The organism is Streptomyces sp. T12 (assembly GCF_028736035.1).
In the GTDB taxonomy this organism is placed as follows: Bacteria; Actinomycetota; Actinomycetes; order Streptomycetales; family Streptomycetaceae; genus Streptomyces.
Genome location: NZ_CP117866.1, coordinates 1,283,865 through 1,307,980 on the forward strand (window position 1 = coordinate 1,283,865; position 24,116 = coordinate 1,307,980).

Annotated in this window: 20 protein-coding genes and 4 pseudogenes; 9 read left to right on the forward strand and 15 right to left on the reverse strand. The window is 69.8% G+C overall.

The features are described 5' to 3' along the window. Positions 1–50: 50 nt before the first annotated feature. Complete coding sequence (locus tag PBV52_RS05595) at positions 51–1,589, reverse strand: carboxylesterase/lipase family protein (RefSeq protein WP_274237160.1); 1,539 nt, start codon at positions 1,587–1,589, stop codon at positions 51–53. A gap of 120 nt (positions 1,590–1,709) precedes the next feature. Further along, positions 1,710–2,810 carry an amidohydrolase family protein gene (locus PBV52_RS05600; RefSeq protein WP_274237161.1) on the reverse strand — a complete coding sequence of 367 codons (1,101 nt, stop codon included), beginning with the start codon at positions 2,808–2,810 and terminating at the stop codon, positions 1,710–1,712. Positions 2,811–3,138: 328 nt separating this feature from the next. Between PBV52_RS05600 and PBV52_RS05605 the strand changes: the two genes are divergently transcribed. Next, positions 3,139–3,486, forward strand: a complete 348-nt coding sequence (locus PBV52_RS05605) for a MarR family winged helix-turn-helix transcriptional regulator (RefSeq protein ID WP_274237162.1) — start codon at positions 3,139–3,141, stop codon at positions 3,484–3,486. A 629-nt stretch (positions 3,487–4,115) separates the two neighbouring features. Here the strand turns inward: PBV52_RS05605 and PBV52_RS05610 are convergent. After that, positions 4,116–4,916 (reverse strand): SDR family oxidoreductase, encoded by an 801-nt coding sequence (locus PBV52_RS05610; protein ID WP_274237163.1) that lies wholly within the window; start codon positions 4,914–4,916, stop codon positions 4,116–4,118. A gap of 72 nt (positions 4,917–4,988) precedes the next feature. On the opposite strand from PBV52_RS05610, the gene PBV52_RS05615 reads away from it, so the two are divergent. Next, positions 4,989–5,501, forward strand: coding sequence for a MarR family winged helix-turn-helix transcriptional regulator (locus tag PBV52_RS05615; RefSeq protein WP_266468175.1), 513 nt, complete (start codon positions 4,989–4,991; stop codon positions 5,499–5,501). 31 nt (positions 5,502–5,532) lie between these two features. Further along, positions 5,533–5,862 (forward strand): hypothetical protein, encoded by a 330-nt coding sequence (locus PBV52_RS05620; protein ID WP_274237164.1) that lies wholly within the window; start codon positions 5,533–5,535, stop codon positions 5,860–5,862. A 67-nt stretch (positions 5,863–5,929) separates the two neighbouring features. Here the strand turns inward: PBV52_RS05620 and PBV52_RS05625 are convergent, their stop codons facing one another. Next, the gene (locus tag PBV52_RS05625) at positions 5,930–7,270 is read right to left on the reverse strand and encodes a carboxylesterase/lipase family protein (RefSeq protein WP_274237165.1); all 1,341 of its coding nucleotides are present in this window, start codon (positions 7,268–7,270) and stop codon (positions 5,930–5,932) included. 104 nt (positions 7,271–7,374) lie between these two features. Between PBV52_RS05625 and PBV52_RS05630 the strand changes: the two genes are divergently transcribed. Then, positions 7,375–7,992 carry a TetR/AcrR family transcriptional regulator gene (locus tag PBV52_RS05630; protein ID WP_274237166.1) on the forward strand — a complete coding sequence of 206 codons (618 nt, stop codon included), beginning with the start codon at positions 7,375–7,377 and terminating at the stop codon, positions 7,990–7,992. A gap of 415 nt (positions 7,993–8,407) precedes the next feature. Here PBV52_RS05630 and PBV52_RS05635 read toward each other — a convergent pair whose 3' ends face one another. Together PBV52_RS05635 and PBV52_RS05640 are read right to left on the reverse strand one after the other, a co-directional pair. After that, a complete protein-coding gene (locus tag PBV52_RS05635; RefSeq protein ID WP_274237167.1) occupies positions 8,408–9,055 on the reverse strand; it encodes a response regulator transcription factor in 648 nt (215 codons plus the stop codon). Then, on the reverse strand, positions 9,046–10,299 hold the full coding sequence (locus PBV52_RS05640; protein WP_274237168.1) for a sensor domain-containing protein: 1,254 nt from the start codon (positions 10,297–10,299) through the stop codon (positions 9,046–9,048). The genes PBV52_RS05635 and PBV52_RS05640 overlap by 10 nt, the downstream gene beginning before the upstream one ends. A gap of 461 nt (positions 10,300–10,760) precedes the next feature. Between PBV52_RS05640 and PBV52_RS05645 the strand changes: the two genes are divergently transcribed. Together PBV52_RS05645 and PBV52_RS05650 are read left to right on the forward strand one after the other, a co-directional pair. Further along, positions 10,761–11,705, forward strand: coding sequence for an ATP-binding cassette domain-containing protein (locus PBV52_RS05645; protein ID WP_274237169.1), 945 nt, complete (start codon positions 10,761–10,763; stop codon positions 11,703–11,705). Next, on the forward strand, positions 11,698–12,483 hold the full coding sequence (locus PBV52_RS05650) for a hypothetical protein (RefSeq protein WP_274237170.1): 786 nt from the start codon (positions 11,698–11,700) through the stop codon (positions 12,481–12,483). The genes PBV52_RS05645 and PBV52_RS05650 overlap by 8 nt, the downstream gene beginning before the upstream one ends. A 441-nt stretch (positions 12,484–12,924) precedes the next feature. Here the strand turns inward: PBV52_RS05650 and PBV52_RS05655 are convergent. Continuing rightward, positions 12,925–13,023, reverse strand: a pseudogene (locus tag PBV52_RS05655) (IS5/IS1182 family transposase); the annotation flags it as partial. Next, positions 13,011–13,620: pseudogene (locus PBV52_RS05660) on the reverse strand (DUF6192 family protein); the annotation flags it as partial. The pseudogenes PBV52_RS05655 and PBV52_RS05660, both read right to left, overlap by 13 nt. A 752-nt stretch (positions 13,621–14,372) precedes the next feature. Between PBV52_RS05660 and PBV52_RS05665 the strand changes: the two are divergent. Further along, a pseudogene (locus PBV52_RS05665) lies at positions 14,373–15,660 on the forward strand (transposase). 29 nt (positions 15,661–15,689) lie between these two features. Here the strand turns inward: PBV52_RS05665 and PBV52_RS05670 are convergent. From PBV52_RS05670 to PBV52_RS05700, 7 genes are all read right to left on the reverse strand, one after another. After that, positions 15,690–16,391 (reverse strand): MFS transporter, encoded by a 702-nt coding sequence (locus PBV52_RS05670; protein ID WP_274237171.1) that lies wholly within the window; start codon positions 16,389–16,391, stop codon positions 15,690–15,692. 93 nt (positions 16,392–16,484) lie between these two features. Next, a complete protein-coding gene (locus PBV52_RS05675) occupies positions 16,485–18,023 on the reverse strand; it encodes a cell wall metabolism sensor histidine kinase WalK (protein WP_274237172.1) in 1,539 nt (512 codons plus the stop codon). Beyond that, on the reverse strand, positions 18,020–18,763 hold the full coding sequence (locus PBV52_RS05680; RefSeq protein WP_274237173.1) for a response regulator transcription factor: 744 nt from the start codon (positions 18,761–18,763) through the stop codon (positions 18,020–18,022). The genes PBV52_RS05675 and PBV52_RS05680 overlap by 4 nt, the downstream gene beginning before the upstream one ends. A gap of 38 nt (positions 18,764–18,801) precedes the next feature. Further along, positions 18,802–21,027: a glycosyltransferase family 39 protein gene (locus tag PBV52_RS05685; RefSeq protein ID WP_274237174.1), complete on the reverse strand. Its 2,226-nt coding sequence runs from the start codon at positions 21,025–21,027 to the stop codon at positions 18,802–18,804. Positions 21,028–21,044: 17 nt separating this feature from the next. Next, positions 21,045–22,334: a bifunctional glycosyltransferase family 2/GtrA family protein gene (locus PBV52_RS05690; RefSeq protein ID WP_274237175.1), complete on the reverse strand. Its 1,290-nt coding sequence runs from the start codon at positions 22,332–22,334 to the stop codon at positions 21,045–21,047. 153 nt (positions 22,335–22,487) lie between these two features. Continuing rightward, positions 22,488–22,868, reverse strand: a complete 381-nt coding sequence (locus PBV52_RS05695) for a fumarylacetoacetate hydrolase family protein (RefSeq protein WP_274237176.1) — start codon at positions 22,866–22,868, stop codon at positions 22,488–22,490. Between the two features lie 51 nt (positions 22,869–22,919). Beyond that, a complete protein-coding gene (locus tag PBV52_RS05700) occupies positions 22,920–23,123 on the reverse strand; it encodes a hypothetical protein (RefSeq protein WP_274237177.1) in 204 nt (67 codons plus the stop codon). Here PBV52_RS05700 and PBV52_RS05705 point away from each other — a divergent pair. Then, positions 23,077–23,175: pseudogene (locus PBV52_RS05705) on the forward strand (phytanoyl-CoA dioxygenase); the annotation flags it as partial. The gene PBV52_RS05700 and the pseudogene PBV52_RS05705 overlap by 47 nt on opposite strands. Further along, a complete protein-coding gene (locus PBV52_RS05710; RefSeq protein ID WP_274250016.1) occupies positions 23,172–23,315 on the forward strand; it encodes a hypothetical protein in 144 nt (47 codons plus the stop codon). The pseudogene PBV52_RS05705 and the gene PBV52_RS05710, both read left to right, overlap by 4 nt. Positions 23,316–24,116: the final 801 nt, after the last annotated feature.

Consider the following 24,116-nt stretch of genomic DNA (forward strand, 5'->3'; position numbering starts at 1 on the left):
TCCCCCGGCGTTTCCGTGAAGGCGGCCGATCGCATTGGATCCCCAGTGCGTCAGGTTGGCGGGGTGGGCCAGAGGACGGTGACGTCGTCGGCCGGGGGTTCGGTGAGCATGCGGCCGGCGTCGGCCGGGGAGCCGCCGATGGCCCGGGAGTTGCCCGCGGCTTGCGGGTCGTACGGCGGCCAGCCCGGGTCGCCGGTGGCGGCGAAGGCGGCCCAGGCGCCGACGAGGGTGTCGCGGGCGGCGAGGTGTTCGGGGGTGTCGGCGCCGACGTCGGACAGTTTGTCGAAGACGTGGAGCAGGTCGGCGCCGTGGAAGGCGCCCATGGCCGGTCCGCACGGTTCGTCGAGGAGGAGGTAGTGGTAGGCGCGGCCTCCCGCCCCTGCCTGGGCCTGGGCCAGACGCGTGGCCGGGATCCGGTAGAGGGCGTCGGTGAGGAAGGCACCGCGCAGGGCTGACAGGTCGTCGGAGTCGGCGACGCGGCGGCGGTAGGCGTCGAGGAGCTTCTCCGGTTCCGTGACTCCGGCGCGCCGCATCTCGGTGTGCAGGCCTGCTTCGTCCTCCGGGCGGAAGGAGTCGCCGCCGATCATCTGGAAGACGCGGACTTCGTCGCGGGTGGCGCCGACGAGCAGGGGGATGTCGGCGGCGGCACCCGCGGCGACGGCCTGCTGCGGGGCGACGGGCAGCACGCTGCCGTCGAGTACGGCACCCCAGGACCGGCCGCCGGGCAGGTTGCGCTGCCCGATGTCGCCGGTGACGACCGTGCTCTGCGCGTCCAGGATCCGCTGGCAGGGAACGGTGAGCAGGTCCTCGGGGCTGTCCAGACCGAGCGCGGTGATCAGGTCCTCGGCGATGGTGGTGGCGGTGGCCCGGTCGAAGATTCGGGACGTGCTGCCGCTCTGGAGGATCGCCTTGTGGAAGAGGCCGGTGGCCGCGGGGGCGGCCAGCAGGGCTCCGATGGAGAAGGCGCCGGCGGACTGCCCCGCAACGGTGATGTTGCCGGGGTCACCGCCGAAGGAGGCGATGTTGTCCCGTACCCAGCGCAGGGCGGCCATCTGGTCTTGCAGGGCAAGGTTGGTGGACCCGGCCCACTGGCTGCCGAGGTCGGCCAGGTGCAGGAAACCGAGGGCTCCCAGGCGGTAGTTGGCGGTGACGACGACCGTGCCGGTCTGCCGGGCGAGAGCGGCCCCGTCGCTGTAGGGGGGTGCGGCGGAGCCGGCGTCGTATCCGCCGCCGTAGATCCAGATGATGACGGGGCGGAGGGCGCCTTCGGCCGTCGTCGTGGGGGTCCAGACGTTGAGATACAGGCAGTCCTCGGACGTCTCCCGGATCTCCGCCGTGGGGAAGGTGGGGAAGGAGGACTTCTGGCTCGCCCCCGGCACCAGGGAAGACGCGCCCTGCGCGGGCGCCGGTGCGAAGCGGTCGGCCCGGCGGACCCCCTGCCACGGCTGGGGCGGCTGGGGCGGGCGGAACCGCCGCTCACCCACCGGGAGTGCGGCGAAGGGGATACCGGCGAAGAGACGACCCCCGTCTGGGAGTGTGCATCCGCGAACGGTTCCCGTGGTGGTGTCGGTCAGAAGTGCTTCTGCCATGGCCTGAGCCTGTCTTCCAAAGGTGCGGAGGATTCGTTCCTGCTGTCGGCGTGGTCGGCTAGGCCCTGCCCGACGGAAGTCGCGCCCAGCCCCACTCCTCATCTGCTGCTGGTGTCTTGGTCAGAGGTTCAGCAGGTGTGCGGCGTTGCCGTGTGCGATGCGGTTGAGGTCGGCGCGTGAGAACGGCGCCGAGTGGAGGAACTCGACTGCCTCGGCGGTTGATTCGTAGGGGTAGTCGACGGCGAACAGCAGCCGGTCGGCACCGATGGCCTGGACGGCTCCGAGGAGGGCCGCGTGGGAGAAGACGCCGCTGGTGGTCGCGTAGAGGTTGTGCCGCAGGTAGGCGGAGGGCAGGTGTCGCGGCCTGCTCTTGGGGTCGGCCTGGTGGTAGCGGCTGTCGAGCCGGGCCAGCTGGAAAGGCAGCAGTTCTCCCATGTGCCCCAGCGTCACCGAGGCCAAGGGGAACTCGTCGAACACTCCGCCGTAGATCAGGCGCAGTGCGTGGGCGCCGACCTGCGCTGTCCATCCCCAGGACGGTCCGCTCAGCACGGGGTGCCCCTGGAAGACCCGCCACTGATCGGCGGGGAAGAGCGCGGGATGGAGGTAGAGCGTCACCCCGAGCCGTTCGAGTTCGGCCCACACCGGCCGGAACTGCGGCTCGTCGAGGTAGTGGCCCTGAACGTGGTCGTTGTGCAGGACCCCCTTGAGGCCGAGCTGCTCCACTGCCCGGCGCAGCTCGGCCACGGCGGCCTTCGGGTCCTGAAAAGGCAGGGTGGCGAAGCCGGCGAACCGTGTCGGGTGGGCGGCGACCACGTCGGCCAGGTGGTCGTTGACCCGGCGGGCCGTGGCCACGGCCTCGGCGGGGTCCTCGATGGCCTCGACGCCGGGTGAGGTGAGCGACAGGACCTGCACGTCCACCCCGTGCTCGTCCATGTCAGCCAGCCGCAACTCCGTGAAGTCGGCGAGCCGGCGCCCCCACTCCTGCCCCCAGCCGGGAGGCATACGGGCCTCGCCCGGCCACGGGATCAACTCCGGAACGGAGAACGCCTCTTCGACCGCGATCACCTTCATACCGCGCCCCGGGCCGCCGGCGGCGGTCCCGGGCGACGTGGAGGTGGCGGCCTGGGCGGCGGCGGGCGGCGCCGTGAGGGCTGCCGTGCCGGCGGTGGTACCGGCGCCCCCGGTGAGGGGGGATTCAGACGATCCTGTCGCCATCGTCATGCCTTTCCATCGGTTTACGGGAAGCAGGGGCATGGGTCGGTAGGCGGGGTTTGATCCGCCCATCATTAGGTAACCTACTCGTAGGCTACCTAATAAATCGGGATCTCGGAAGCTCCGGTGATGTCGGGCACCAGATCTGACCGGCTTACGATCGGCAGTCCGCGCCGAACCGACCGCCCCAGCGTGAAAGCAGAACCACATGGCCTCCTCCCCGTCTGAATCCGAGCCGCTCATCCGGCTGCTGTGGCGCGCACACAACTGGTTCCGAGCCGCCCTAACCACTGCGTTCGAGGCCCAGGAAGAGGGGTCGGCCATCAGTGCGGCACACATGACGCTGCTGAGTCAGCTCCCGACAGAGGGCGCCAGCATCGCCGAGCTGGCCCGGCGCCTGGGCGTCAGCGCCCCGACAGCGCACCAGTGGGTCCACGAACTTGTCGCCGCGGGCGTGGTGACCGTGGAGAGCGATCCTCGGTCTGCCCGGTCGAAGCTCGTACTCCTCACGGCGGCCGGTGCCCGGCGCCGCGAGGAGACGATGCAGATCCTGGCCGGGATCGAAGCCACGCTCGCCGGGCGCATCGGCGCGGATACTGCCATCGCACTTCGGGCCGCACTTGAGGAACCATGGGGATCCCCGGAATCGGTGGTGGTCGAACTCCCCGACCCGTCCGCCCCTTGACGCTGTCGGCTCCCGGGCGCAGTGGCCAGCCCCTCCCCGGGCAGCAGACGCAAGGCCACCCCACGCGGACCGCATGACCGGTCCGGCGGGAACCCGCAGGACGTCAGACGCTGGAACGTCTACGGAATCCCTGCCACCCCCGGCCACCGTCCGCGCCGCCGCCGGCCGACCAACCTCTACGCCGACAAGGGGTATTACGACCACCCGAGTCATCGTTGGCCGCGCAGGCGCGGCCTCACCCGCAAGGGCATGCCAAGCCGCCCGGGGCCGCCACCGCTGGACGCTCGAACGCACCGCCTCCTGACCGACCTGATGCCGCCGCCTGCACCCTCGTCCGCGTCCGCCGGCTCACCAAACGAGCTTGTGGTCGACCTGCTCGCCATCGCCGCGCAGGAGGCGCTCACCAGCCTCAGCTGCGCTCGCGCGGGGACCCCAGTGCTGCGGTCTCACGACGTCCAGCATGAGGACCACGCCCCGCCTCGCGAGCCCTGAGAACTTCGCAACAGGCGCAGGCTGAGCGTGCCACCCCGGTGGCCGCAGACGCTTGCGTCATGGGCCTTGCCGGCGAGCGGGAGGGATCACGCAGGTCACAGCGATGCTGCGCGCGGCACCTCCTGCGGGCTCGGCCCTCAGCGTGTGGGCTCGGGGTGCGGGTGGCTGTAGCGGGTGGCGGGGGTGGGGACGTTGCCACCCATGAGCAGGGCGGTCTCGGCGGCAAGGAGGGCGTCCAGTGCCGCGGTCTGGTCCTCCAGGCCCGGTACGCAGATCGTCTCGCCCAGGCGCAGGCCGGCGAGGCTGGCTCCGGCCACGCCCTGCGCGGTCATGGCGGAGGGGATGTTTCCGTATCCGCCGGCGAACTCCGTCGCCACGACGCCCGGGCAGACCACCTGGGTGCGGATGGGGGTGTCGGCGAGTTCGTGGGTGAGGGTGCGGGTGAAGGCGACGGTGGCCGCCTTGGCGGCGTTGTAGATGGTGCGGGGCGGCATGTGCGGGTTGCTCTGCCCGGCGCTGAAGGCCAGCAGGGAGGCGACCGTGACGATGGTCCCCTCCCCCGCGGTCAGCATGCCGGGCAGGGCCGCGCGCGCGAGCTGGATGGACGCCACGCCGTTGAGGGTGAGCAGGCGGTCGATCTCCTCCGGGGCGACGTCGGTGAGGGGAGCGTAGCCGCCGTCTCCCGCGTTGCTGATCAGCAGCCGGACATCGCCGGCTGCCAGGCGCTTGGTCACGGCGGTGATGCCGTCGTGGTTCCCGAGGTCCGCGGGCAGGACCTCCACGGCGGCGCCGGCCGCGCGGAGTTCGTCCGCGAGCTCGGAAAGGCGGTCGACCCTTCGGGCCACCAGGACGAAGTCGTAGTCGGCGGCGAGGAGGCGGGCGTAGGCGGCGCCGATTCCGGAGGAAGCGCCGGTGATGAGAGCAAGAGTACGAGACATGAGGACAGCTTGATTCAAGCGTCTGCATCATGTCAAACACTTGATAGTTGACCAGTATCGTATTCTCGCCGCATGACGCTGCATGACGAGGGGCCGGTCGGCGCCGACGCACTGGACCGGGTGACCTGGGCACTGCGGCGGGCGGAGTTGGCCGTGACAGCCCTGAAGGAGCAACGGCTGCGCTCGCTGGGCATGGCGGCGGCGCACTATTCCCTGCTCATCGCCGTCCACGTCGATCCCGGCCTGGCCGGAGCGGAACTGGCCCGCCGCCTGAACGTCACCCCGCAGGCGGTGGCCTCCCTGGTAACCCGGCTGGAGGGCCGGGGCCAACTGGAACGCCGGCCGCACCCGCGCCACCGTCACGTGCAGGAACTCCACCTCACCGACGCCGGCCGCGACGCCCTGCGCAAGGCCGACTCCGTGATCGCGGAGATCGAACAGCAGATCACCGAGAAGCTCGGCGCCAAGGACTCCACCCAACTGCAGGCGCTCCTCGGTCAGGTGACCGACGCGATACAAGAGGTGCAACCCGCGGGCCCCCTCAGCAGACCGGTCACCCTGCGCAAAGACGGCACACCGGGGTGACCGCGCGAGCAGCCGGCACGTCACTATCACCTTGGACGAGGAACCCCCGCGTCGTCACCGAACCAGCCTGAACCTGTCGAACGAGTCGTGGGAGCACCACATGCTCAGCCTGGAGCTGGCGGGTGCGATCCGCACGGCTGGCCTGTATGCCGAACTCGAGGTGTCGACGGAAGACGGCTCCTGGCGAGGCGGCGTCATGGCTTCCTCGCCGGACGACAACCAGCGCATGGCGTGGGAGGGGCTCGCCCACTCTCGGCTTCGCTCGAGCGGGACCTGCCTGGGTGGTTTTGGCGATCGGATGGAAGCAGGCCACAGAGGCAGCATCGCCGGCGGCGCGCGGCGAGCTGTTCGGCTTCGGTGACCACTTCCTTTGACAGATAGCCCCCTGGTTGAGCGGTCCTGCGTTCCGGCCGCACTGTCTGGTGCCCTCAGGGGCGCCAGTGGTGTACGGCGGGGGCTGCTGCCGTGAACGGCGGCCAGGGGGTGTCGGTGGTCGGGGTGCCGGTGCGGATGAAGCTGAGCCAGGCGGTGCGCAGGGCTCGGCCCAGGGTGTCGATGTCGTGCGGGTCGGCGCCGGCGAGCATCGGGGCGGTGGTCCAGTCGGCGTCGGTGCCGAACAGGAAGGGCAGTTCGATGCAGTGGGTGGCGCCGAAGAGGGAGGCGGGGGCGGCGTAGTCGAAGCGGTAGGTCCACACGCGGGCACCCGCCTTGCTCAGCAGGGCTGCCAGGCGGCGGGCGGGACGGCCGAAGAGGGCCGCACCCGCGGCCCGTTCCGCAGCGTCCGCAGTCGCCGCACCCAGTGCCGGGACCCGGCGCAGGCGGCGCAGCGCCGGGTTCAGGGCGTAGAAGGCGCTCATCTCCCGCCCGGTGGTGCCGATGATGACGTCCAGACCGGGAGCTCGGCCTGCCAGGCACGCGGCCCAGCGTGCTGCGTCCGGGAGCGGGCCGACTCCGGCGACCGGCCTGAACAAGGGGACCGCACGGAGCCCGAGTCTGCCTGCCGCCTCGCGCGCGAGCGCGGTCTGGGCGTCCAGGACATCGGCGACGGGGACGGTACGCGGGTCTGCGCCGAGCCGGGTGAGAAACCCTTCGGCAGCCTTCCGGGCGCTGCGGGCGCTCCCGAGGCCGAGAGCGGCGGGGGAACTTTGAACGACGGCCCGGCGGAACAGTCCCTCGGCGTCGGGCATGCCCAGCAGACACTGCACGGTGTGGGCGCCGGCGGACTGACCGGCCACGGTCACCGCGTCCGGGTCACCGCCGAACGCGGCGATGTTCTCGCGCACCCACCGCAGCGCGGCGAGCTGGTCGGCCAGACCCAGATTGCCTTCGGAGATCCCCGGTGCGCGCAGATAGCCAAGCACGCCAAGCCGGTAACTGACGGAGACGACGACCACGTCTCCCTCGCGGGCGAGCCGGTGGCCACCGTAGAACTTCCAGGAACCGGCGCCCGAAACCCAGGCACCACCGTGGAACCACACCAGCACCGGCCGGGACCGGTCGTCGACGCCGGGGGTGGTGATGGTCAGGTTCAAGCAGTCCTCGCCCTGTTCGTGCGGCTCGGGGACGCCCATCACGGGCTCCAGCCGGGACGGCCGCTGCGGGGCGATCGGGCCGTCGACCGTGGCGTCCCTCTCTCCGCTCCAGGCGGGCACCGAGCGGGGCAGGCCGAACCGCTCGCAGGTGGCGTAGCGCACTCCTCGGAAGACGGTCGTACCGTCTTCGACCCGGCCACGCAGCACGCCGCTGGCGGTCTTCGCCGTGGTGAGCATCAGCAGCCTCCGCAGGTCGCGTCCATCGCAAGTCGACTTGCGATAAAACCCAGTGAAGCTCGCCGTGGTGGTTTATCGCAAGTGCGCTTGCGATAATTGGAGGTATGACACCACCGCGCCCGGCCCCCGCGCACCGCCGTGGCGCGGCCGTACACCGAGCCGTGCTCAAGGCCACCACCGAACTCCTGGCCACCGAGGGCCTGGCGGGCACCCGTATCGCGGAGATCGCCGCCCGTGCCGGTGTGCACGAGACCTCGGTCTACCGGCGGTGGGGCACCCGGACCAACCTGATCCTCGAAGCCCTCTCGGACCGCCTGGACACCGAACTGCCCCTGCCTGACACCGGCTCCACGCACGAGGACCTGACCACCTTCTTCACCGCGCTCGCCGGGTTCCTCACCACGCCCTCGGGCCAGTCGCTCGCCCGTCTCGCCCTCGCCGCAGCGGACGACGAGCCCCAGTCCGTCCAACTCCGCAACCAGTTCTGGACCGCCCGCCTGGACCGCGCCCGCATCCTCGTCCAACGCGGCATAGACCGCGGCGACCTCCCACCGGACAGCAACCCCGAGTTCCTCCTCGAAGCCCTGACCGGCCCCCTCCACCTGCGCATCGTGCAACGCGACCAGCCCGCAGGGCACGCCTACGTGAGTCGACTCGTGGACCTGGTACTGGCCGGCGCCCGCTCAGCACCACCCGACAGCCACACCAGGTCAAACCGCTGAGGGAAAGAAGCAGAGCCATGCACGGGGCGTCGTATCCGATGTCGAAGACGATGAGGGTGTCGCGTCGCCCTCGCGCCGCCGCCCGCCGGCGATCAGATCCCTGACGACGCGGCGCGCACCCGGACGGCGGCACCCATCATGGTCGGGCCGACGCTGGTCCCCGACGACGACAGCCAGCCGATGGCACTGTTCAAGGAGCGCATCGTCCGTATCGACGAAGACACCGCTCGCCTGCGCTACTGACCGTACGAAGCCCTCAGCCAACACATGGTGCAACACGGGATAACGTGAGCGGGAGACGGCCCAAACGACGAAACGACCCGGCGAGCGCGGTCACGCGCACCATCACCGCCACCAGCGAGGCCTTCGCTCACGTTTCCGAGCACGAAAAAGGCGGCATCCCCGCTATGGGCGCTCAGGAACGCAGGTACGCCAGCACCGCGCGCACCCGGCGGTGGTGGTCGGTGTCCTCGACGTACAGGCCCAACTTGGCAAAGATGCTGCGGACGTGATTTTCCACCGCGCCGCCGCTCACCACGAGTTTGCGCGCGATGGCCTGGTTGGAGTGCCCCTCGGCCATGAGCCCGAGCACCTCCCGCTCCCGCGCGGTCAGCGTCGCCAGGGGGTCGTTGCCACGGCGCCGAACCATCAGCTGGGCCACCACCTGCGGATCGAACACCGTCCCCCCGGCGGCGACCCGCCGCAGCCCGTCAATGAACTCGTCGACGTCCACCACCCGGTCCTTCAGCAGGTAGCCCACGGCTCCCCTGGCGTCGGCCAGCAGATCCTCGGCATAGGAGACCTCCACATACTGCGACAGGATCAGCACCGGCGCACCGGGAACCCGCTTGCGTGCCGCAACCGCGGCCTTCAGGCCCTCGTCGGTGAACGAGGGGGGCATCCGCACATCCACCACCGAGACGTCCGGGAGGTGCTCGACCATGGCAGAGACGAGGCTGTCGCCGTCGCCCACCTCGGCGACCACCTCGAAATCGAACTCCTCCAGCAGCCGGACCAGTCCGGAACGGATCAGCACGGCGTCGTCGGCGACCACTACCCGCACGGGACCTCCATCACCACCACCGTCGGGCCTCCCTCGGGGGAGTGCACCACGAAATCGCCCTCGACCGACCTGGCGCGGTCGGCCAGCCCCGTGAGGCCGTGTCCCTTGGCCAGGTGGGCGCCGCCGATGCCATTGTCGGACAGGGTCAGGATCAGCCGGTTCGCGGTCCGGGACAGGGTGAGGCGCGCGGAGAAGGCGCGGCTGTGCTTGGCGACGTTGGTCAAGGCTTCGGCGGCCACAAAGTACACGGTGTTCTCCACCGCGGCGGAGAAGCGGTCCGGGACCGGGGCGTCCAGCTCCACCGGCACCGGGCTGCGGGCCGCCAGGGCCGCCAGGGCCTGGGCCAACCCGCGGTCGGTGAGTACCGGGGGCGCGATCCCGCGCGACAGCGTGCGTAGCTCCTCCAGGGTCTCCCGAGTCTCGGAGATGGCGCCGGTGATGGTGGCCTGTGCCGCGTTCGGGTCCTTGGCGAGCTGGCGCTGCGCCCGCGACAGCTCCATGGCCAGGTGCACGAGCCGCTGCTGGGGCCCGTCGTGGATATCGCGCTCCAGGCGCCGCATCGCGCCCGCCTCGGCCGAGGCGGCGGCGGCCCGCCCCTCGGACAGGTCGGCGATACGCTCGTGCAACTCTCCGACCGCCGTCAGCAGGACGCGCCCCAGGTTCGCCCTTGCCAGAGCGGCGCCGCGCACGACGAACGGCAGGGTGAGGGCGAACAGCGCGCCGATCGTCACGTAGAACACTGACGCGAACAGGTAGTTCTCCACCCCGACCAGCTTGGGGAGCTTCTGCAGGTTCTCGAGGCCCACCGCCTCGTGGATGATCCATCCGTACAGCGGCCAGGTGAGCGTGGACAGCGTCATCCACCACCACGCCATGGTGATCGCGAACATGATCACGGATACGGGAAGGATCACGATCCCGTACAGGAGGTCCAGCCAGTACTGGCCGCCGAAAAGCGGGGTGATGCTTCGCCGGAAGACACCGGATCCCGCGGCAGGCTTGTTGTACATCGGCCGAGCCACGGAATGGGCCAGGACTTCCGGCAGGGCGCGGCGCTCGACCTCGGCGAATCCGCGTGCGATCCGCAGGGCGAGCGCCAGGACCGGCAGTCCGATGCCGATGACCGACGTGACCACGCCGAGTCCCAGGACGGGGATGATCAGGGTCACGCTGATCAAGGCCAAGGGGAAGGTGGACAGCGAGTAGAGGGTGAAGGCGCCGACTCGGCGCGCTTTCGGGGGCATGCCCGCATATTAGGCGGTGGGTTGTCGGCGGATGATCCGACAAGCATGCCGGTTCGGGGTGGGGCTGGCGCTACTTCTGGCGACGGCGCGGTACCGGTGACGTGGCCGAGGCCTGCCCGTCACCGCGGCTCCGGCATCGGTGGGGATCGCCTGAGGTGAAGGCGATCCCGCGATCTTCATCATGCCGTTGAAGCCCGCCTACCGGTGCGAGCCGGACAGCCCTCGGCCGGCGGTGGTGCCTGCACCATCCCGCACTGGTGTGCGCGCGGGATGTCTGCTCCCCTGGCGCGGCTCCTAGGTTGTTGCTGCCGGTCACGAGCGCGCCGGGCGGCGTGGCGCACCAGGGGCTGGATCGGGGCTCTGGCAAGTGCCTTCCCGAAGGTCCCGGGCCGACCACCGGCCGAGCCGGACACATGACGACGAACGCCTTCACTCGTTCAAATTCTTCAGATAGGAACACCATGATCTCCGCGAAAGGCCTGCATAAGAGATACGAGAAGACGGTCGCGGTGGACGATCTGTCCTTCGAGGTCCGGCCAGGGGTGGTCACGGGCTTCCTCGGTCCCAATGGCTCGGGGAAGTCCACCACCATGCGGCTGATGCTCGGCCTCGACCACGGCGGGGGCGAGACCCTGTTCGACGGTGAGCGGTTCGCCTCGATCCGTCGGCCGATGAACCACGTCGGCACTCTTCTGGAGGCCAAGCAGTTCCACCCCACCCGCTCGGCCCGCAACCACCTGAAGATGCTCGCCTCCGCCAACGGCATCGCCAACGCCAGGATCGACCGGGTGCTGGACCTGGTCGGGCTCGGCTCGGCCAAGCGCAAGAAACCCAAGGGCTACTCGCTGGGCATGTCACAGCGCCTCGGCCTGGCGCAGGCGCTGCTGGGCGACCCGCACACGCTGATGCTGGACGAGCCGACCAACGGCCTCGACCCGCACGGCATCCACTGGATGCGCGATCTGCTCAAGAGCCTGGCCGCCGAGGGCCGCACCATCTTCGTCTCCAGCCACCTGCTCTCGGAGATGCAGCTGATGGCCGACGAGCTGGTCGTCATCGGCCGCGGTCACATGATCTTCAACGGCGACGTCGGCCAGTTCGTCCGCGAGTTCACCGCGTCCACGGTGATCGTGCGCAGCCCCTTTGCCGACGCCTTCGTCCCCGCCCTCGAAGCCAAGGGCGCGAGCGTCACCAAGGGCGAGGACGGCGAACTGGCCGTCTCGGAAATGGAGATCGGCATGGTCGGGCACCTTGCCTTCACCGAGGGCATCGAGCTCACGGAGCTCTCCAGCCGCTCGGCGTCGCTCGAAGAGGCCTTCATGTCCGCCACCGGCGCCGCAGAGCAGTTCGTCGCCGAAAAGCCCATCCAGACCGCTCAGACCCCAGAAGGTGCCCAGAATGCTTGATGCGCTCAGATTCGAATGGACGCGGCTGCGCACGCTCCGCTCGACCTACTGGATGGTCGGCTCCGGCCTGGTGGCCTCCGCCGTGATCCCGCTGGTCCTTGGCCTCGGCGCCAGCGACGAGCCGCTCCATGCCGACGCCGTGAACCTCAGTGTCAACGGCGGGGCGAGTTTCGTGATCCCGTTCCTGGCGGTGTTCATGGCCGTGGTCGGTATCTTCGCGACCGGCCACGAGTACCGGCACGGCACGATCCAGCCGACCCTGACCGCGCTTCCGCAGCGCTCGCGCCTGATCCTGGCGAAGATCCTGACCGTCACGGCGCTGACCGCCGTGGCCACGCTGGTGTCGATAGCGATCAACGCAACCCTGGTACTCGTGTTCTGGGGCGAGGTCCCGGGCCTGTTCGACGACCCCGTACGCTCGGCGCTGCTGGGGTACCTGGCCTACAACCTGATCTACGCACTGGTCGGGCTCGGCCTGGGGTTGCTGTTCCGCGGCGTGCCCGCGGCGCTGGTGGTCATCTTCCTGATGCCGCTGATCATCGAGACCCTGATCGTCGGGCTCACCATGGTCCCGGCCCTGGAATTGCTGGCGTCGGCCGTGAAGTTCCTGCCGTTCACCGCCGGCGAGGAACTGATGTTGACCAGCCCGGCGAACTTCGGTCCCGCAGCTCCGGACTTCGACTTCTTCGACCGCTGGGCCTCGGGTGGCGTGTTCGCGGTCTTCGCGGCCCTGATCATCGGTGCCGCCTGGATCCTGTTCCAGAAGCGCGACGCGTAGTCCCACCACGACGAAGGGCCTGGAGCACCGCTCCGGGCCTGACGTCTGTGGTGGTACCAGCGGCGCGAGGCCAGACCGAGATGATGTCCGCCGTCGCGCCGGGTTCCGGTGCCCCGGCACGACCCGACAGCATGCGCGCCAGGGTTACCGAACGATGGGCGAAGGCGACCCTGCCACCAAGAAATCGCTCACGCAGAACCTCGTGGAGGGAGTCCGCATCTGCGGACCCCGCCAGGTCCAGCCCGTCTTCCGCGTCCCCACCAGCACAAACACAGAACTCCGCCCCACAGGACGAGGTTCGTACAGTGTGGGGTGTTCACGAATAGGTTGGGCCTGCGGTACGGGGAACGGTTTGAAATCGCTTCCCATCTGCTGTGTGATCGTTTCCCGTGGCTGGGACCGATTCAGTGTGCCCCTGCCTTCCACTCCTGAGCCACGACGAAGCGTCCCGTCGACGATGATGAAGTCGCCCTCTCCCAGACCGACGAGGGCTTCGTGCAGGCCCGGCGCCCATGCGGCCAGCACCTCCAGTCGAGGGTCGCGCGGACGCGGGCGACGTTCTCGTGGACGATGGCGCGTTCGTCGTCGCCCAGAGTACGGTCGCGCAGGCCGGGGACGGCACGGCCGGCCGCGGCGACGAAGGAGTGGCAGGCAGTGACCAGGTCCAGGAACTCCACGGTCCGGTCGATGTGCCGGACGGCCGGGGCGACGGGACTGGTGCGTTCGAAGTCCTCACGGGACTGCCGGCTGCGTTCCACCTGGACTTGGTTGACCTGGGACCGAGCCGTGTCGTCACCCATTGCCTTGAACGCAATGTCCTGACCGACGCAGCAGTTTGGTCGCTGCGGTCGTGGCGACCGCCTCGTCGCGGGTGAACTCCTCCACCACCCGGGCCTTGTTCTCCGGGGACAGTTTGTCCGCGACCTGCGGACGCTTGAGGAAATCCGTCGTCACCGTCGCGGCGACCTCTTCGTCACGGGCCAGGTGATGGATCTCGGTGATCTTCTCCTGCGGGGTCTCCGGGTTGTCGACCCTGAGCGCGGCGAACCTCTCCTCCTCGTCCTCGATCCGCCCCAGAGTGCGGTGAATCGTGAACGAGATGCCCGCCTGGCGGTGTTCCTTCGGCCAGTGCGACGCGGGAGGGCCCACACCGTCAGGTCAATCACGGGGCAGCGAGCCTGAGGCAGCTCAGCTGGGCCAACGCCCTTCTCAGCTCCCAAGCGGTTTACCATGGCCCTTTTGCGCCAACCCTAACGCGGCGCGAGACCGCGCTTCTCTCACCTGCGGAAACAGTCCCGGTCACGCCAAGCGGAGCTCTGCCGACGAATGGCGAAAAGGAGCGGAAGCGCACTCACAGCCATAGTGCGCCGGAGCCGCCCCCTCGATCCGTGGTTCCGCGGCCATGACCCCGGGGGGCACAGGATCGGGAGGGGCACTGGTAGGGACTGATCAACGCACCGCCGCGCCGCCTCGGCCCACCGAGCCCCCGCGGGACGAATTCTCAATGCAGTGTCGTCGCGGCCCTGCGCGGACAGCGCCACGGTTGTAGGGCCGGTCCGAAGAAGCGCCGCTGGCCTCCGCCAGCGCTTGATCCAGCCTTGGTGCAGCCCGGTCAGGACAGTCTTCTGCGGCCCGTCGTCGCGTCTCGAAGCAGTGCCGAGGCCGTCATCGTCGTACAAGCGCAACATGCGAGCAGCGCTCATCACCACGAACACTTCTAACCAAGATCCGGACCATACCCGGACCAGCCGTCCGCAGCTTGTGGCGATCGAAGCTGTTTTCGCTGGTCAAACAGCATCTGAGCCCTGTACCACCAGCAGACGAAGAATCTGCTGGTGAGCTACTCGCCGAAGAAGCTGGACTTCTTCTAGAGGCACGAAAGATGGCGCCTGACCTGGCCTTTGACCCGTCAGGCGCCTGTCGTCCAGCCGCTGTCCCCGCTGGTCATAGAGGAGGTGGCCGACGAGGGTGAGCGCCTCGTGGTGCGGGCACGGGCTCCGTAGGAGGCCGCGGTCTGTCCGGTGTGCGAGGCGCCGTCGGGGCGGGTGCATGGCTATCAGCTGCGGACGGTGGCCGACGTGCCGGTCGATGACCGCCGGGTGGTGGTCCGCGTGCGGGTGCGGCGTCTGGTGTGCCCCACGCTCGGCTGCTGCCACACTTTCCGCGAACAGGTGCCTCGTGGTGCTGGAGCGATACCGACGCCGCATGAACCGTCTGACCAGGCAAGTCAAGGCTGTGGTTGAGGAGTTAGCGGGCCGGGCGCGCGTGTTTGCTGGCGATACTCGCGGTGGGCTTGTCGCGTCACCCGGCCCTGCGCGCCCTGCTGCGCATCCCGTTGCCGACCGGGCGGATGCCCCGCGTGATCGGCATCGACGACTTCGCCCTGCGTCGGCGGCACCGCTATGCCTCAGTGGTGATCGACGCCGAGACTCATGAACGGATCGACGTACTGCCGCCCTCAGCGAGGTGAAGGCGCACAGCAGCTGCTGGGTCACCGTGCTGGACGCGCCCCCGTACGACGGGCCTCGCGCCCAGACCACCCTCGAACGCTGGCACTAGGTCCATGACCTCCTCGACCAGGGCGTGGGCCGCTCGAATGCGCCCGCCGCCTGCAGCTTGCCCTGAACACCGTCAAACGGTAAGCGCGAGCCGACCGGCCCGAGCGGATGCTCCGCGTCCCCAAGTACCGCGCCAGCCTCGTCGACCCCTACCACGAGCACCTGCGCAAACGCCGGGCCGAGGACCCCGACGTCCCCGTCAGGCACCTCTTCGAAGACATCAAAGCCCTCGGCCTCACGGGCTGCCTCAACCTCCTGCACAAGGAGATCAACTTGCCCTGATATGCCCCAACTGGCCGCCACTGTCAGGGACTTCGCCGAACTCCTGACGTCTTGCGCAGGAAATACCGACAGGCTCTCGCGCTGGAGCGTCCAGGTCCGCGCAGTCGATCTGCCCCATCTGCACGCCTTCACCCGGGGCCTGGGCCGAGACCGCGACGCCGTGATCGCCGCGCTCACGCTTCCGTACGGCAACGGCCCCACCGAAGGCGTCAACACCAAGACCGAGCGGATCGCGCGCCAGATGCACGGACGAGCAGGCTTCACCCTTCTTCGCCACCGCATCCTGCTCGGACAGCGGCACGCTCTGGCACCGCCGAATGTGAGACAGGGCCGTTGAATTGACACACCCGAGTGGCGTCTGCCCGCTCACCTCGCCTTCGTCTCCGGTCCTCCGGGCGCTCGCCCCGGTGTCTCCCCGTCCGGTCTGCGGGAGTCGCCACCGGCGAGCCGCTTCTCGGGAAGTACGACGGCCAGCACAGCACCGACGAGGAACAGCGGGACCACGTAGGCGAAGACCGGTGTCAGGGCGTGCTGGTAGGCCGCGACCACGGCGTCCTGGACACGAGCCGGCAGGGCATGGACGAGTGCGGGGGTCAGGGAGTCCGTGTCGCCGACTGTCTTGAGGTCACTCAAGGACAGCCGGGTGCCGATTTGGTCGGTCAGTCGGCTGGTGAAGACCGCGCCGACGGCGGCGGTGCCGACCGTCGCGCCGATCTCGCGGAAGAAGTTGTTGGCGGAGGTCGCGGTGCCCACGTCAGCGGCCGGGAAGGCGTTCTGCACGGCCAGGACGAGGGTCTGGGACATGAGGCCGATGCCCACGCCCATCAGGAAGAGGTACCCGCAGAGCAGAGCGAGGGGGGTATCCACCTTGAGAGTGGAGAGCATCAGGGCCGTGACGGCGACGACGAGCGAACCGGCGATCGGGTAGATCCTGTAGCGGTCGGTCCGGCTCATCCGCTGGCCGACCGGCAGGCTCGCACTCATCAGGCCGACCACCATCGGCAGCAGTAGCCAGCCGGACTGTGCGGCGGCGACGCTGTAGACCATCTGCACATACCCCGGCCGCATGGACTGCGGGTCATCCTCCCGATCCCCTCCCTGCGTGTCGGGGAGCCGCGTCGATCTCGGTTCCTGAAGGCCGCACCCCCCGTACGCGCGCGATCAGCGGGGTTCCTGGCCGGAGTCGGCTGCGGGCAGGACCAGGCGGAAGGTGCAGCCGCGGCCGGGTGCCGTGTCGAGTTCGAGGCGGCCGCCGTGGCCCTCGGCGATGGTCGCGGCGATGGCGAGGCCGAGGCCGCTGCCGCCGTGGAGGCGGGAGCGAGCGGGGTCGGCGCGGTAAAAGCGCTCGAAGACGAGCTCGGCGTCGACGGGTTGGAGGCCCGGCCCTTCGTCCGCCACCTCGATCACGCTGATCGGCAGGCGCTCCGCCAAGGGCGGTGAAGCAGCGAAGCGTCCGGGGCGGTCCGTGCCTCCGGTTCCGGGACCCGCCTCGGTCGTGCCGACACGGACGTGGACGCGGGTGCCCTGCGGGGTGTGGATACGGGCGTTGGAGAGCAGGTTCTCGAGGATCTGCCGCAACCGGTGCGGGTCGCCGACGGTCTCCGCGACGTCGAGTTCCTCGGCTCCGGTGGGATCGGCCGGGGTGTGCAGCGGGCCGAGGTCGATGGGGTGGGACGCGCTGTGGACGGCGGTCGCGCTGACGGCGTCCGCCGCCAGGGACAGCAGGTCGACCCGTTCCCTCCGGTAGGACGGTTCCTTGTCCAGGGTGGCGAGCAGCTGGAGGTCGTCGACGAGCAGGCTCATGCGTTCCGCGTTCTGCGCGATGAACCGGTTGGCCTCCTGTAGTTCCTGCGCCGGGCGTCGCTCCGGGCGCAGTGCGAGCTGGGCGTAGCCCTGGATGGCGGTGAGCGGGGTGCGCAGTTCGTGCCCTGCGTCGGCGACGAACCGACGCAACCGGGCCTCGGAGGCCTCGCGGGCCAGCAGCGCCTTCTGGAGGCGGTCGAGCATGGAGTTCAGGACCCGGCCGAGCCGTCCGATCTCGGTGTGCGGATCGGTGTCGGGCAACCGCAGGTGGAGCCGGCCCGCGGTGATGTCCTGGGCGGTACTTTCCATTCTGGTCAAGGGCAACAGGCCCAGCCGGACCACCCACCGGCCCAGGGTGAGCAGGGCGACAATGGTGACGGCGAGCAGGACCGCGTTCAGCCACAGGATCTTCGAGGCGGCTCCGTCGACGGTGTCGAGCGGCAGGGCGACCACCGCGCTCATACCCCCCGGTCCGGGGTTGAGCACCACTCGCCAGCGGCCGTCACCGCTCGTGGCAGGCACGGTTTCCGGATGTCCGTCCCGCAGACCGAGGTCCTGCACGTCATCGGCCAACTGAGGTCCTGGCGCTGCTTCGGAGCCGAGGGAGTCGTTCAGGCGGCGCCCGGAGGCGTCGTAGAAGTAGACGTGGAAATCCGAGGGCAGCAGGTCCGGGCGCTCCCCCGGCGCCGGGAGTGTGCCGTCGAGGGCGTCGTAGAAGGCCGGTGCCGGTGGGTGGAACTCGACGAGCTGCTCGTCGACACGGTTCAGCAGCCAGGATCGAAGCACTACGTAACCGATGGTCTGGGAGGCCAGGACCGCCGCGGTGGCGAGGACGGTGATGCCAAGGACGAGGCGTCGCCTCAGTGATCTGGGCGGCCAGGGCAGGAGGTGGGTCACTGCTCCGACGTCCCTGCGTGGTCGCGGGGAAGTCGCAGGCTGTAGCCGACACCGCGCACGGTCTGGATGAGCGGTGGATCGAAGCAGTCGATCTTCTTGCGCAGGTAGCGGACGTATGTCTCGATGATCCGCGCGTCACCGGCGAAGTCGTAGCTCCAGACGTGGTCGAGGATCTGGGCCTTGGTCACCACCTGGCCCGCGTTCGCCAGGAGGTAGGCCAGGAGCTTGAACTCGGTCGGTGACAGTGCGACGTACTGCCCCGCGCGATGTACCTCGTGAGCGCCCTCGTCGAGTTCCAGGTCTGCGTAGCTCAGGACGCTCAGCGAGGTCTGCGCGGCGATGGCCGGCGCCGTCCGGCGCAGGATGGCCTCGATGCGCAGCAGCACCTCCTCGATGCTGAATGGTTTGGAGACATAGTCGTCTCCGCCGACGCTCAGGCCGCTGATGCGGTCGTCGGTGCCGGTGCGGGCGGTCAGGAACAGGATCGGACAGTCGTTGCCCGCCGCCCGCAGCCTGCGGGTTACCTCGAAGCCGTCCAGGTCGGGCAGCATCACGTCGAGCAGCACCAGGTGCGGATCCAGGCGTTCGACCTCCAGGAGGGCCGACTGCCCGGTGTCGGTGCTGCTCACCTCGTATCCGGTCAGACGAAGCGTCGCCTCCAGCAGGGTGCGGATGCTGGGCTCGTCCTCGACCACGAGGAGCCGATGTCGCGGCCCCGCTGCTGCGGGCTGCTCGGTCATGACGTCTGTTGGTCCGTTCTGCGTCTGGCGGCCGTCGCTTACTTGGCGGCGCAGTCGTAGAGCACGTCGCCTCCCCCGAATCCCATCGCACCGCCGTCGTCCGCCTGGGAGGACGTGCCGCCGTACGCCGACGCCGCAACCTTCGTGCAGTTGTCGGCGATCCAGTCGGAGCGCTGCTCGGCGTATCCGCCGGACATCATCGGCCGGCCGCCGCCGTTGGTGTCGGAGCCCAGGATGTAGCGTAGTTCGCCGTTCTTGGTCCACTCCTTCAACTGGGCCACCGACGGCGCGTTGTCGCTGTTCGTGAAGCCGCCCATGCCGATGACGGTCTCGTCGGTGCCCAGGATGAAGGCGCTGGCGGAGAGGGCGCCGCCCTCGACGGCGAGCTTGATACGTGCGTCGGGTGCGTGCTCGACCGCGTACGTGAGGATCTTGCGCTGGTCGGCGGTGAGTTCCCCGCTGCCGAGACCGCCGCGCCCGCCCGGGGCACTTCCCGAGCCGCCACCGGGCATGCCGTTCGCTCCCCCCGTGGGCATGCCCGAAGGCATTCCTGAAGGCATTCCTGAAGGCATTCCGGAATGCGTCCCGCCGGACGAGGGCTCACCGGACTGGCCCGAAGAACCGTCACCGCCGGGGAAGCCAGGCATGTTCGACGGCATCCCGGACGGCATGCCCGACGGAAGGCCTCCGCCGTTCCCACTCGGCCGGGGCATGCCGCCGCCTCCGCCGAAGCCGAGCGTCTGCGGACCGGCCGTCGGGTTGGAGCCGCCCATGTTGGTGGAACCGGGCACGCTCACCGCCCAGGCTCCCGGGGCCACCAGGACCGACGCCACGGCCGCGCCGACGGCGACCGTCAGCAACCGGCCCTGCCGTCGGGAGAGCACCAGCAGGACGACGGCGGCACAGCCCACGAGCAGCACCGGCCACACCAGCCAGCCGTTCCAGTCGGGTTCACGGCGGATCAGCACCACCGCCCAGATCGCGCTCACCGCGACCCCGGCCACACCGACCAGGGGCGCCCAGCGCGGGCCCGCACGGTGCACGCGCACCAGCCCGACCGTCAGCCCGCCGCACAGAGCGCCGATGGCGGGCGCGAGTTGGGTGGTGTAGTAGGGGTGGAAGATGCCCTTCTGCGTCGAGTACACGGCGGCGCAGACCACCAGCCAGGTTCCCCACAGCAGCCAGCCGGAGGCCGGCAGCAGGGCGGAGGCGGGCAGCTTTCCTCGTCGGTGCAGGACCGCCACGGCGACGGCGACGGCCATGGCCACGGCGCACAGGGGCAGCAGCCAGCTGATCTGGCCGCCCACCTGTGTGTCGAACATCCGGGTCGGGCCGGACTCACCGCCGAACCCGCCGGCGAACCCGCCGCCTCCGCCCCCCATGCCCTGGGGCGTTCCGTCACTGGAGCCGAAGACACGCCCCAGCCCGTTGTAGCCGATCACGAGGTCCCAGGCCGAGCCGTCCTTGCTGCCGCCGATGTACGGGCGGTCGCCGGGCCACAGGGCAACGAGGGCGACCCACCACAAGGAGGACGCCGCCAGGATGGCTCCCGCGCCCAGCAGACGCCGTACTCGCGGTATCCAGGGGCCGCTTCCTCCCACGAGCCAGGCGAGGGCGAACGCGGGGATGACCATCCAGGCGGCGAGCATTTTGGTGAGGAATCCGCACCCGATCAGGAAGCCGCTCGCGCACAGCCACCAGGCCGCGGCCCTGCCCTGCGCCTGCAGCGCGCGGGTGAGCGCGTACGCCGCCGACACCAGCAGCAGCACCAACAGCGTGTCGGGGTTGTTGTCCCGGTTGATGGCCACCGTGATGGGGGTGAGCGTCAGCACCAAGGCCGCGACCAGGCCCGCCCCCTCCCCCGCCCAACGGCGCACGGTGCGGTGCAGGACGAGGACCGCCGCTACGCCCTCGATCACCTGCGGCAGGAGCAGCGCCCAGCCGTGCATCCCGAAGATCTCGCTGCTGATCACCTGTGGCCACAGGGCGGCCGGCGGCTTGTCGACCGTGACCACGCCCGCCGGGTCGAAGGAGCCGAAGAGGAAGTTGGTCCAGCTCGTCCCCATCGATTTCACAGCCGCCGAGTAGTAGCTGTTGCCCCAGCCCAGGGAACCCAGTGCCCATCCGTACAGGACGGCCGCGAGCGCGAGGACGGCGCCGAGTGCCGCGGGGGCGGCCCAGGCGGGCAGCGAGCGGACGGAGGGACTCGTCCTGTCGGGTGTCGGGGTCGCCGATACGGTCTTGAGGTGCACGGAGTTGCTCATGTCGGGATTCGCTCTCATCAGCGGGTACGGCCACGGGGGCCGGCGAAGACGGCCAGCCGCAGCACGGCGAAGCGCACGCAGGTGACCGCGACGGACGCGGTGGCAAGGACCGCGGTCTCCGCGGCCGGTGAGGCTCCGGGATCGAGCCACTTGAACCACAGCACCGCTCCGGAGGTGACCAGGTAGCCGAGGACGAACAGGCCCCCGGCACCGAGGTGGGCACGGGCGGGCGGGGTGGTCGAGTGCCGGAAGGTGAGGCGCCGGTTCGCCTCGGTGTTGAGCACGGTGAGGACGAGCAGCGAGACGAGGTTGGCGACGGCCGGGCTCCACCAGCCGCGCAACAGCCAGTACAGCAGTGCCTGCCCGAGCGTGGAGAGGACGCCGATCGCGATGAAGCAGCCGACCTCCCACGACAGCACGCCACGTCCCGTGGGGGGTGCGAGGACGGCGTCGGGGTGCTCGGCGGCCGGTGCGGGGCGCGGTCGTATGTCGACGCGGGCATCGCCGGAGGCCTTGAGGCGCGCCATGCGCCACAGGCCTCGCAGGTCGTCCGTGGCGGTGCTGACCACGTCCACCCGGGTGTCGACGTCCTCGACCCAGTCGACCGGCACCTCGTGGACGCGCAGTCCGTTGTGCTCGGCGAGCAGGAGCAGTTCGGTGTCGAAGAACCACGCGTCGTCGCGGGTCACCTGCAGCAGCGGCCGGAGCACCTCGGTGCGGGCCGCCTTGAACCCGCACTGGGCGTCGGTGAAGCGGACGCCGTGGGTGAGCCGGATGATGCCGTTGTAACAGCGGGAGATGAACTCGCGCCGCGGCCCGCGCACCGTACGCGCCCCGGGAGCCAGCCGGGAGCCGATCGCGAGGTCCGAGTGCCCGCTGGCCAGGGGCGCGACCAGCGGGAGCAGCCCGTCGAGGCCGGTGGACAGGTCCACGTCCATGTACGCCACGATGTCCGCGTCGCTGGCGCCCCAGACGGTGCGCAGGGCCAGCCCACGCCCCTTACGGTCCAGGTGGACGACGCCTACCCCGGGCAGCTCGTCGGCGAGGCGGCGGGCGGTGGCGAAAGTCTCGTCGGTGCTGGCGTTGTCGGCGACCGTGATCCGCCAGGGGAAGGGGAAACCCTCGGACAGACGCGCGTGGAGGGTGCGCAGGCACCCGGGCAGGGCGCGTTCCTCGTTGTAGACCGGCACGACGATGTCCACCGTCGCGGTACCGGCGTCCGGGAGAAGCGAACGGTCGACCGGCTGGAACGGGGCCGGCCGCTCCATGCGGGCGGCGAGTTCGATGAGGTGGGGGGTGGGAGTCATGGCTTCCTCAGGCATGAGGGGACGGCAGACTGCGGCTCACAGGTCCTGGTCCAGGGCCGCGGCCTCACTGTTGCCGCCCCGCCTGTGGGGGTGGGGGGAGGACACCGAGAACTGACGGAGAGTCAGATCAATGGCCGAAAGCGCTCCCACCATTCACAGGGTGACGACGGTGCTGACGTGCGCGATGACGGTGGCGACGTCGAAGAGCAGTTCCGAGGTGTTCGCCTTCTGCGTCACCTGCCCGTCGACGAGGCAGGTCACCGTCAGGCCGCGACCGCCCATCGGCACGTCGTCGGTGGCGACCAGGGCCGGTCCCGTCGAGGTGGTGACGGCGGCGGACGGCCCGGGCGCGGGGATCCCGTCCGGGCGGCTCCACGCGGTGATGTTGTTGGTCACGGTATATCCCGCGACGTGGCCCAAGGCCGTTTCAGCCGTCACTTCACGGACCCGGCGCCCTATCACCAGACCGAGCTCCACGCCCCGGTCCACGTCCTGCACCTCGCCCGGCAGGCAGATGTCGTCGTCGGCACCCACTGCGACATGGCCGCCGTACGACACCGAGAATTCCGAAGTCGCGGGAAGGGGTCACCCCAACTCCCGTGCACGGGCGGCATAGTCGGGATCAAGGCGAACGATCTCGCCCGGCCGGACGATCAGTGGCGCGTAGGAGACGTCCTCCAGCCGGTGGCGCTCACCGGTCTCGGCACCGGCCCGTTCCTGCCAGCCTTCACGCGGTATCCGCCGCGTCCTGCTGTGGCGGACACTGACCGGCGACGACTCCTTCGACATCGACTACTGGGTGACCAGGGTCTCCAACCACCCGCAGGAGGCCGCGGTATGACGAGCGAACCCATGTCCCGCGCCCAGTCCCCACAGACGGTCGTCACCCCGGTACTGCGGCGGCAGGTGCTGGTGCTGCACCTGGCCAACTCCGCCTTGGACTCGCACGTCGCCGGCTGGTCGCTGTACGACGGAAGCTGATCCCGCCGTATCCGGGCCATGAGTACGACGCCTCCTTCCTCAAGCGGACATCCGGCGCTTGGGTAGGCGTCGGGTGCCGGGTGGAAGGCCGGGCCGAAGTGCAGGGAAGACGGGCCGGTACGCAGGTGAGTTTGCGGCCAAGACACGTCATCCCCCTGCCCGGGCCACTGCCGCCCGGTACCGGCGGCTACCGCGTTCACGGACTGGCGGCGCCCGGCAGCGGTCCTGACGTCGCTCGCGCCGACGACCTGGAGTCGCATCCGCACTCGATCTACCTGGCCGAACACATCCTATGTATCGGGAACCCATCCTGAGGGTTGAGCGTATTCGCCGCCCGCAACTGCTGGGTTGATCTGGCGATTTCTGTCGACCCCCTAGACACACTGCTGACTGATGCCCGTTAATACATCCGATGTTACTCGCCGAACACACGCTGTGTGTAAGCGAGCGGCGGCGCCTCTCTCGGGACGCCGAGTGCCGTCCTGCGAACCGCCAGGAGAATTCTTGTCAGAGCTGATCACCTGCGAAGGGGCGCTCGTCGGCATGGCGGTCGCCGACGGCGGGCTCCGCCCTGCGCCCAGGGCCCTCTCCCAGCCTCGGGCGACACCACGTCCCGCGAGGCGGCTCTCGTCCCATGCCGATCACGCCTCCCAGGGAGGCCCGATCGCCAACCGTGGGTGGGCACCTTCCACATGGCACACGCCCTGCCGACAGGTCCCGCTGGAGGCACCGTTTTCATGACCCTTCAGACGGCCCCGGCCCCGGCCCCTGCCCCTTGCAGGGACACCTGCCGCCCTGCGC

What these genes read in the sequence shown, in the direction of transcription:
- PBV52_RS05610 (WP_274237163.1), bottom strand. Translation starts at nt 4,916, where the DNA reads ATGTCTCGTACTCTTGCTCTCATCACCGGCGCTTCCTCCGGAATCGGC.
- PBV52_RS05615 (WP_266468175.1), top strand. Translation starts at nt 4,989, where the DNA reads ATGACGCTGCATGACGAGGGGCCGGTCGGCGCCGACGCACTGGACCGG.
- PBV52_RS05625 (WP_274237165.1), bottom strand. Translation starts at nt 7,270, where the DNA reads ATGCTCACCACGGCGAAGACCGCCAGCGGCGTGCTGCGTGGCCGGGTC.
- PBV52_RS05605 (WP_274237162.1), top strand. Translation starts at nt 3,139, where the DNA reads ATGACGCTGCTGAGTCAGCTCCCGACAGAGGGCGCCAGCATCGCCGAG.
- PBV52_RS05690 (WP_274237175.1), bottom strand. Translation starts at nt 22,334, where the DNA reads ATGACTCCCACCCCCCACCTCATCGAACTCGCCGCCCGCATGGAGCGG.
- PBV52_RS05595 (WP_274237160.1), bottom strand. Translation starts at nt 1,589, where the DNA reads ATGGCAGAAGCACTTCTGACCGACACCACCACGGGAACCGTTCGCGGA.
- PBV52_RS05710 (WP_274250016.1), top strand. Translation starts at nt 23,172, where the DNA reads ATGACGAGCGAACCCATGTCCCGCGCCCAGTCCCCACAGACGGTCGTC.
- PBV52_RS05640 (WP_274237168.1), bottom strand. Translation starts at nt 10,299, where the DNA reads ATGCCCCCGAAAGCGCGCCGAGTCGGCGCCTTCACCCTCTACTCGCTG.
- PBV52_RS05685 (WP_274237174.1), bottom strand. Translation starts at nt 21,027, where the DNA reads ATGAGCAACTCCGTGCACCTCAAGACCGTATCGGCGACCCCGACACCC.
- PBV52_RS05645 (WP_274237169.1), top strand. Translation starts at nt 10,761, where the DNA reads ATGATCTCCGCGAAAGGCCTGCATAAGAGATACGAGAAGACGGTCGCG.
- PBV52_RS05650 (WP_274237170.1), top strand. Translation starts at nt 11,698, where the DNA reads ATGCTTGATGCGCTCAGATTCGAATGGACGCGGCTGCGCACGCTCCGC.
- PBV52_RS05630 (WP_274237166.1), top strand. Translation starts at nt 7,375, where the DNA reads ATGACACCACCGCGCCCGGCCCCCGCGCACCGCCGTGGCGCGGCCGTA.
- PBV52_RS05700 (WP_274237177.1), bottom strand. Translation starts at nt 23,123, where the DNA reads ATGTCGAAGGAGTCGTCGCCGGTCAGTGTCCGCCACAGCAGGACGCGG.
- PBV52_RS05680 (WP_274237173.1), bottom strand. Translation starts at nt 18,763, where the DNA reads ATGACCGAGCAGCCCGCAGCAGCGGGGCCGCGACATCGGCTCCTCGTG.
- PBV52_RS05670 (WP_274237171.1), bottom strand. Translation starts at nt 16,391, where the DNA reads ATGCGGCCGGGGTATGTGCAGATGGTCTACAGCGTCGCCGCCGCACAG.
- PBV52_RS05600 (WP_274237161.1), bottom strand. Translation starts at nt 2,810, where the DNA reads ATGACGATGGCGACAGGATCGTCTGAATCCCCCCTCACCGGGGGCGCC.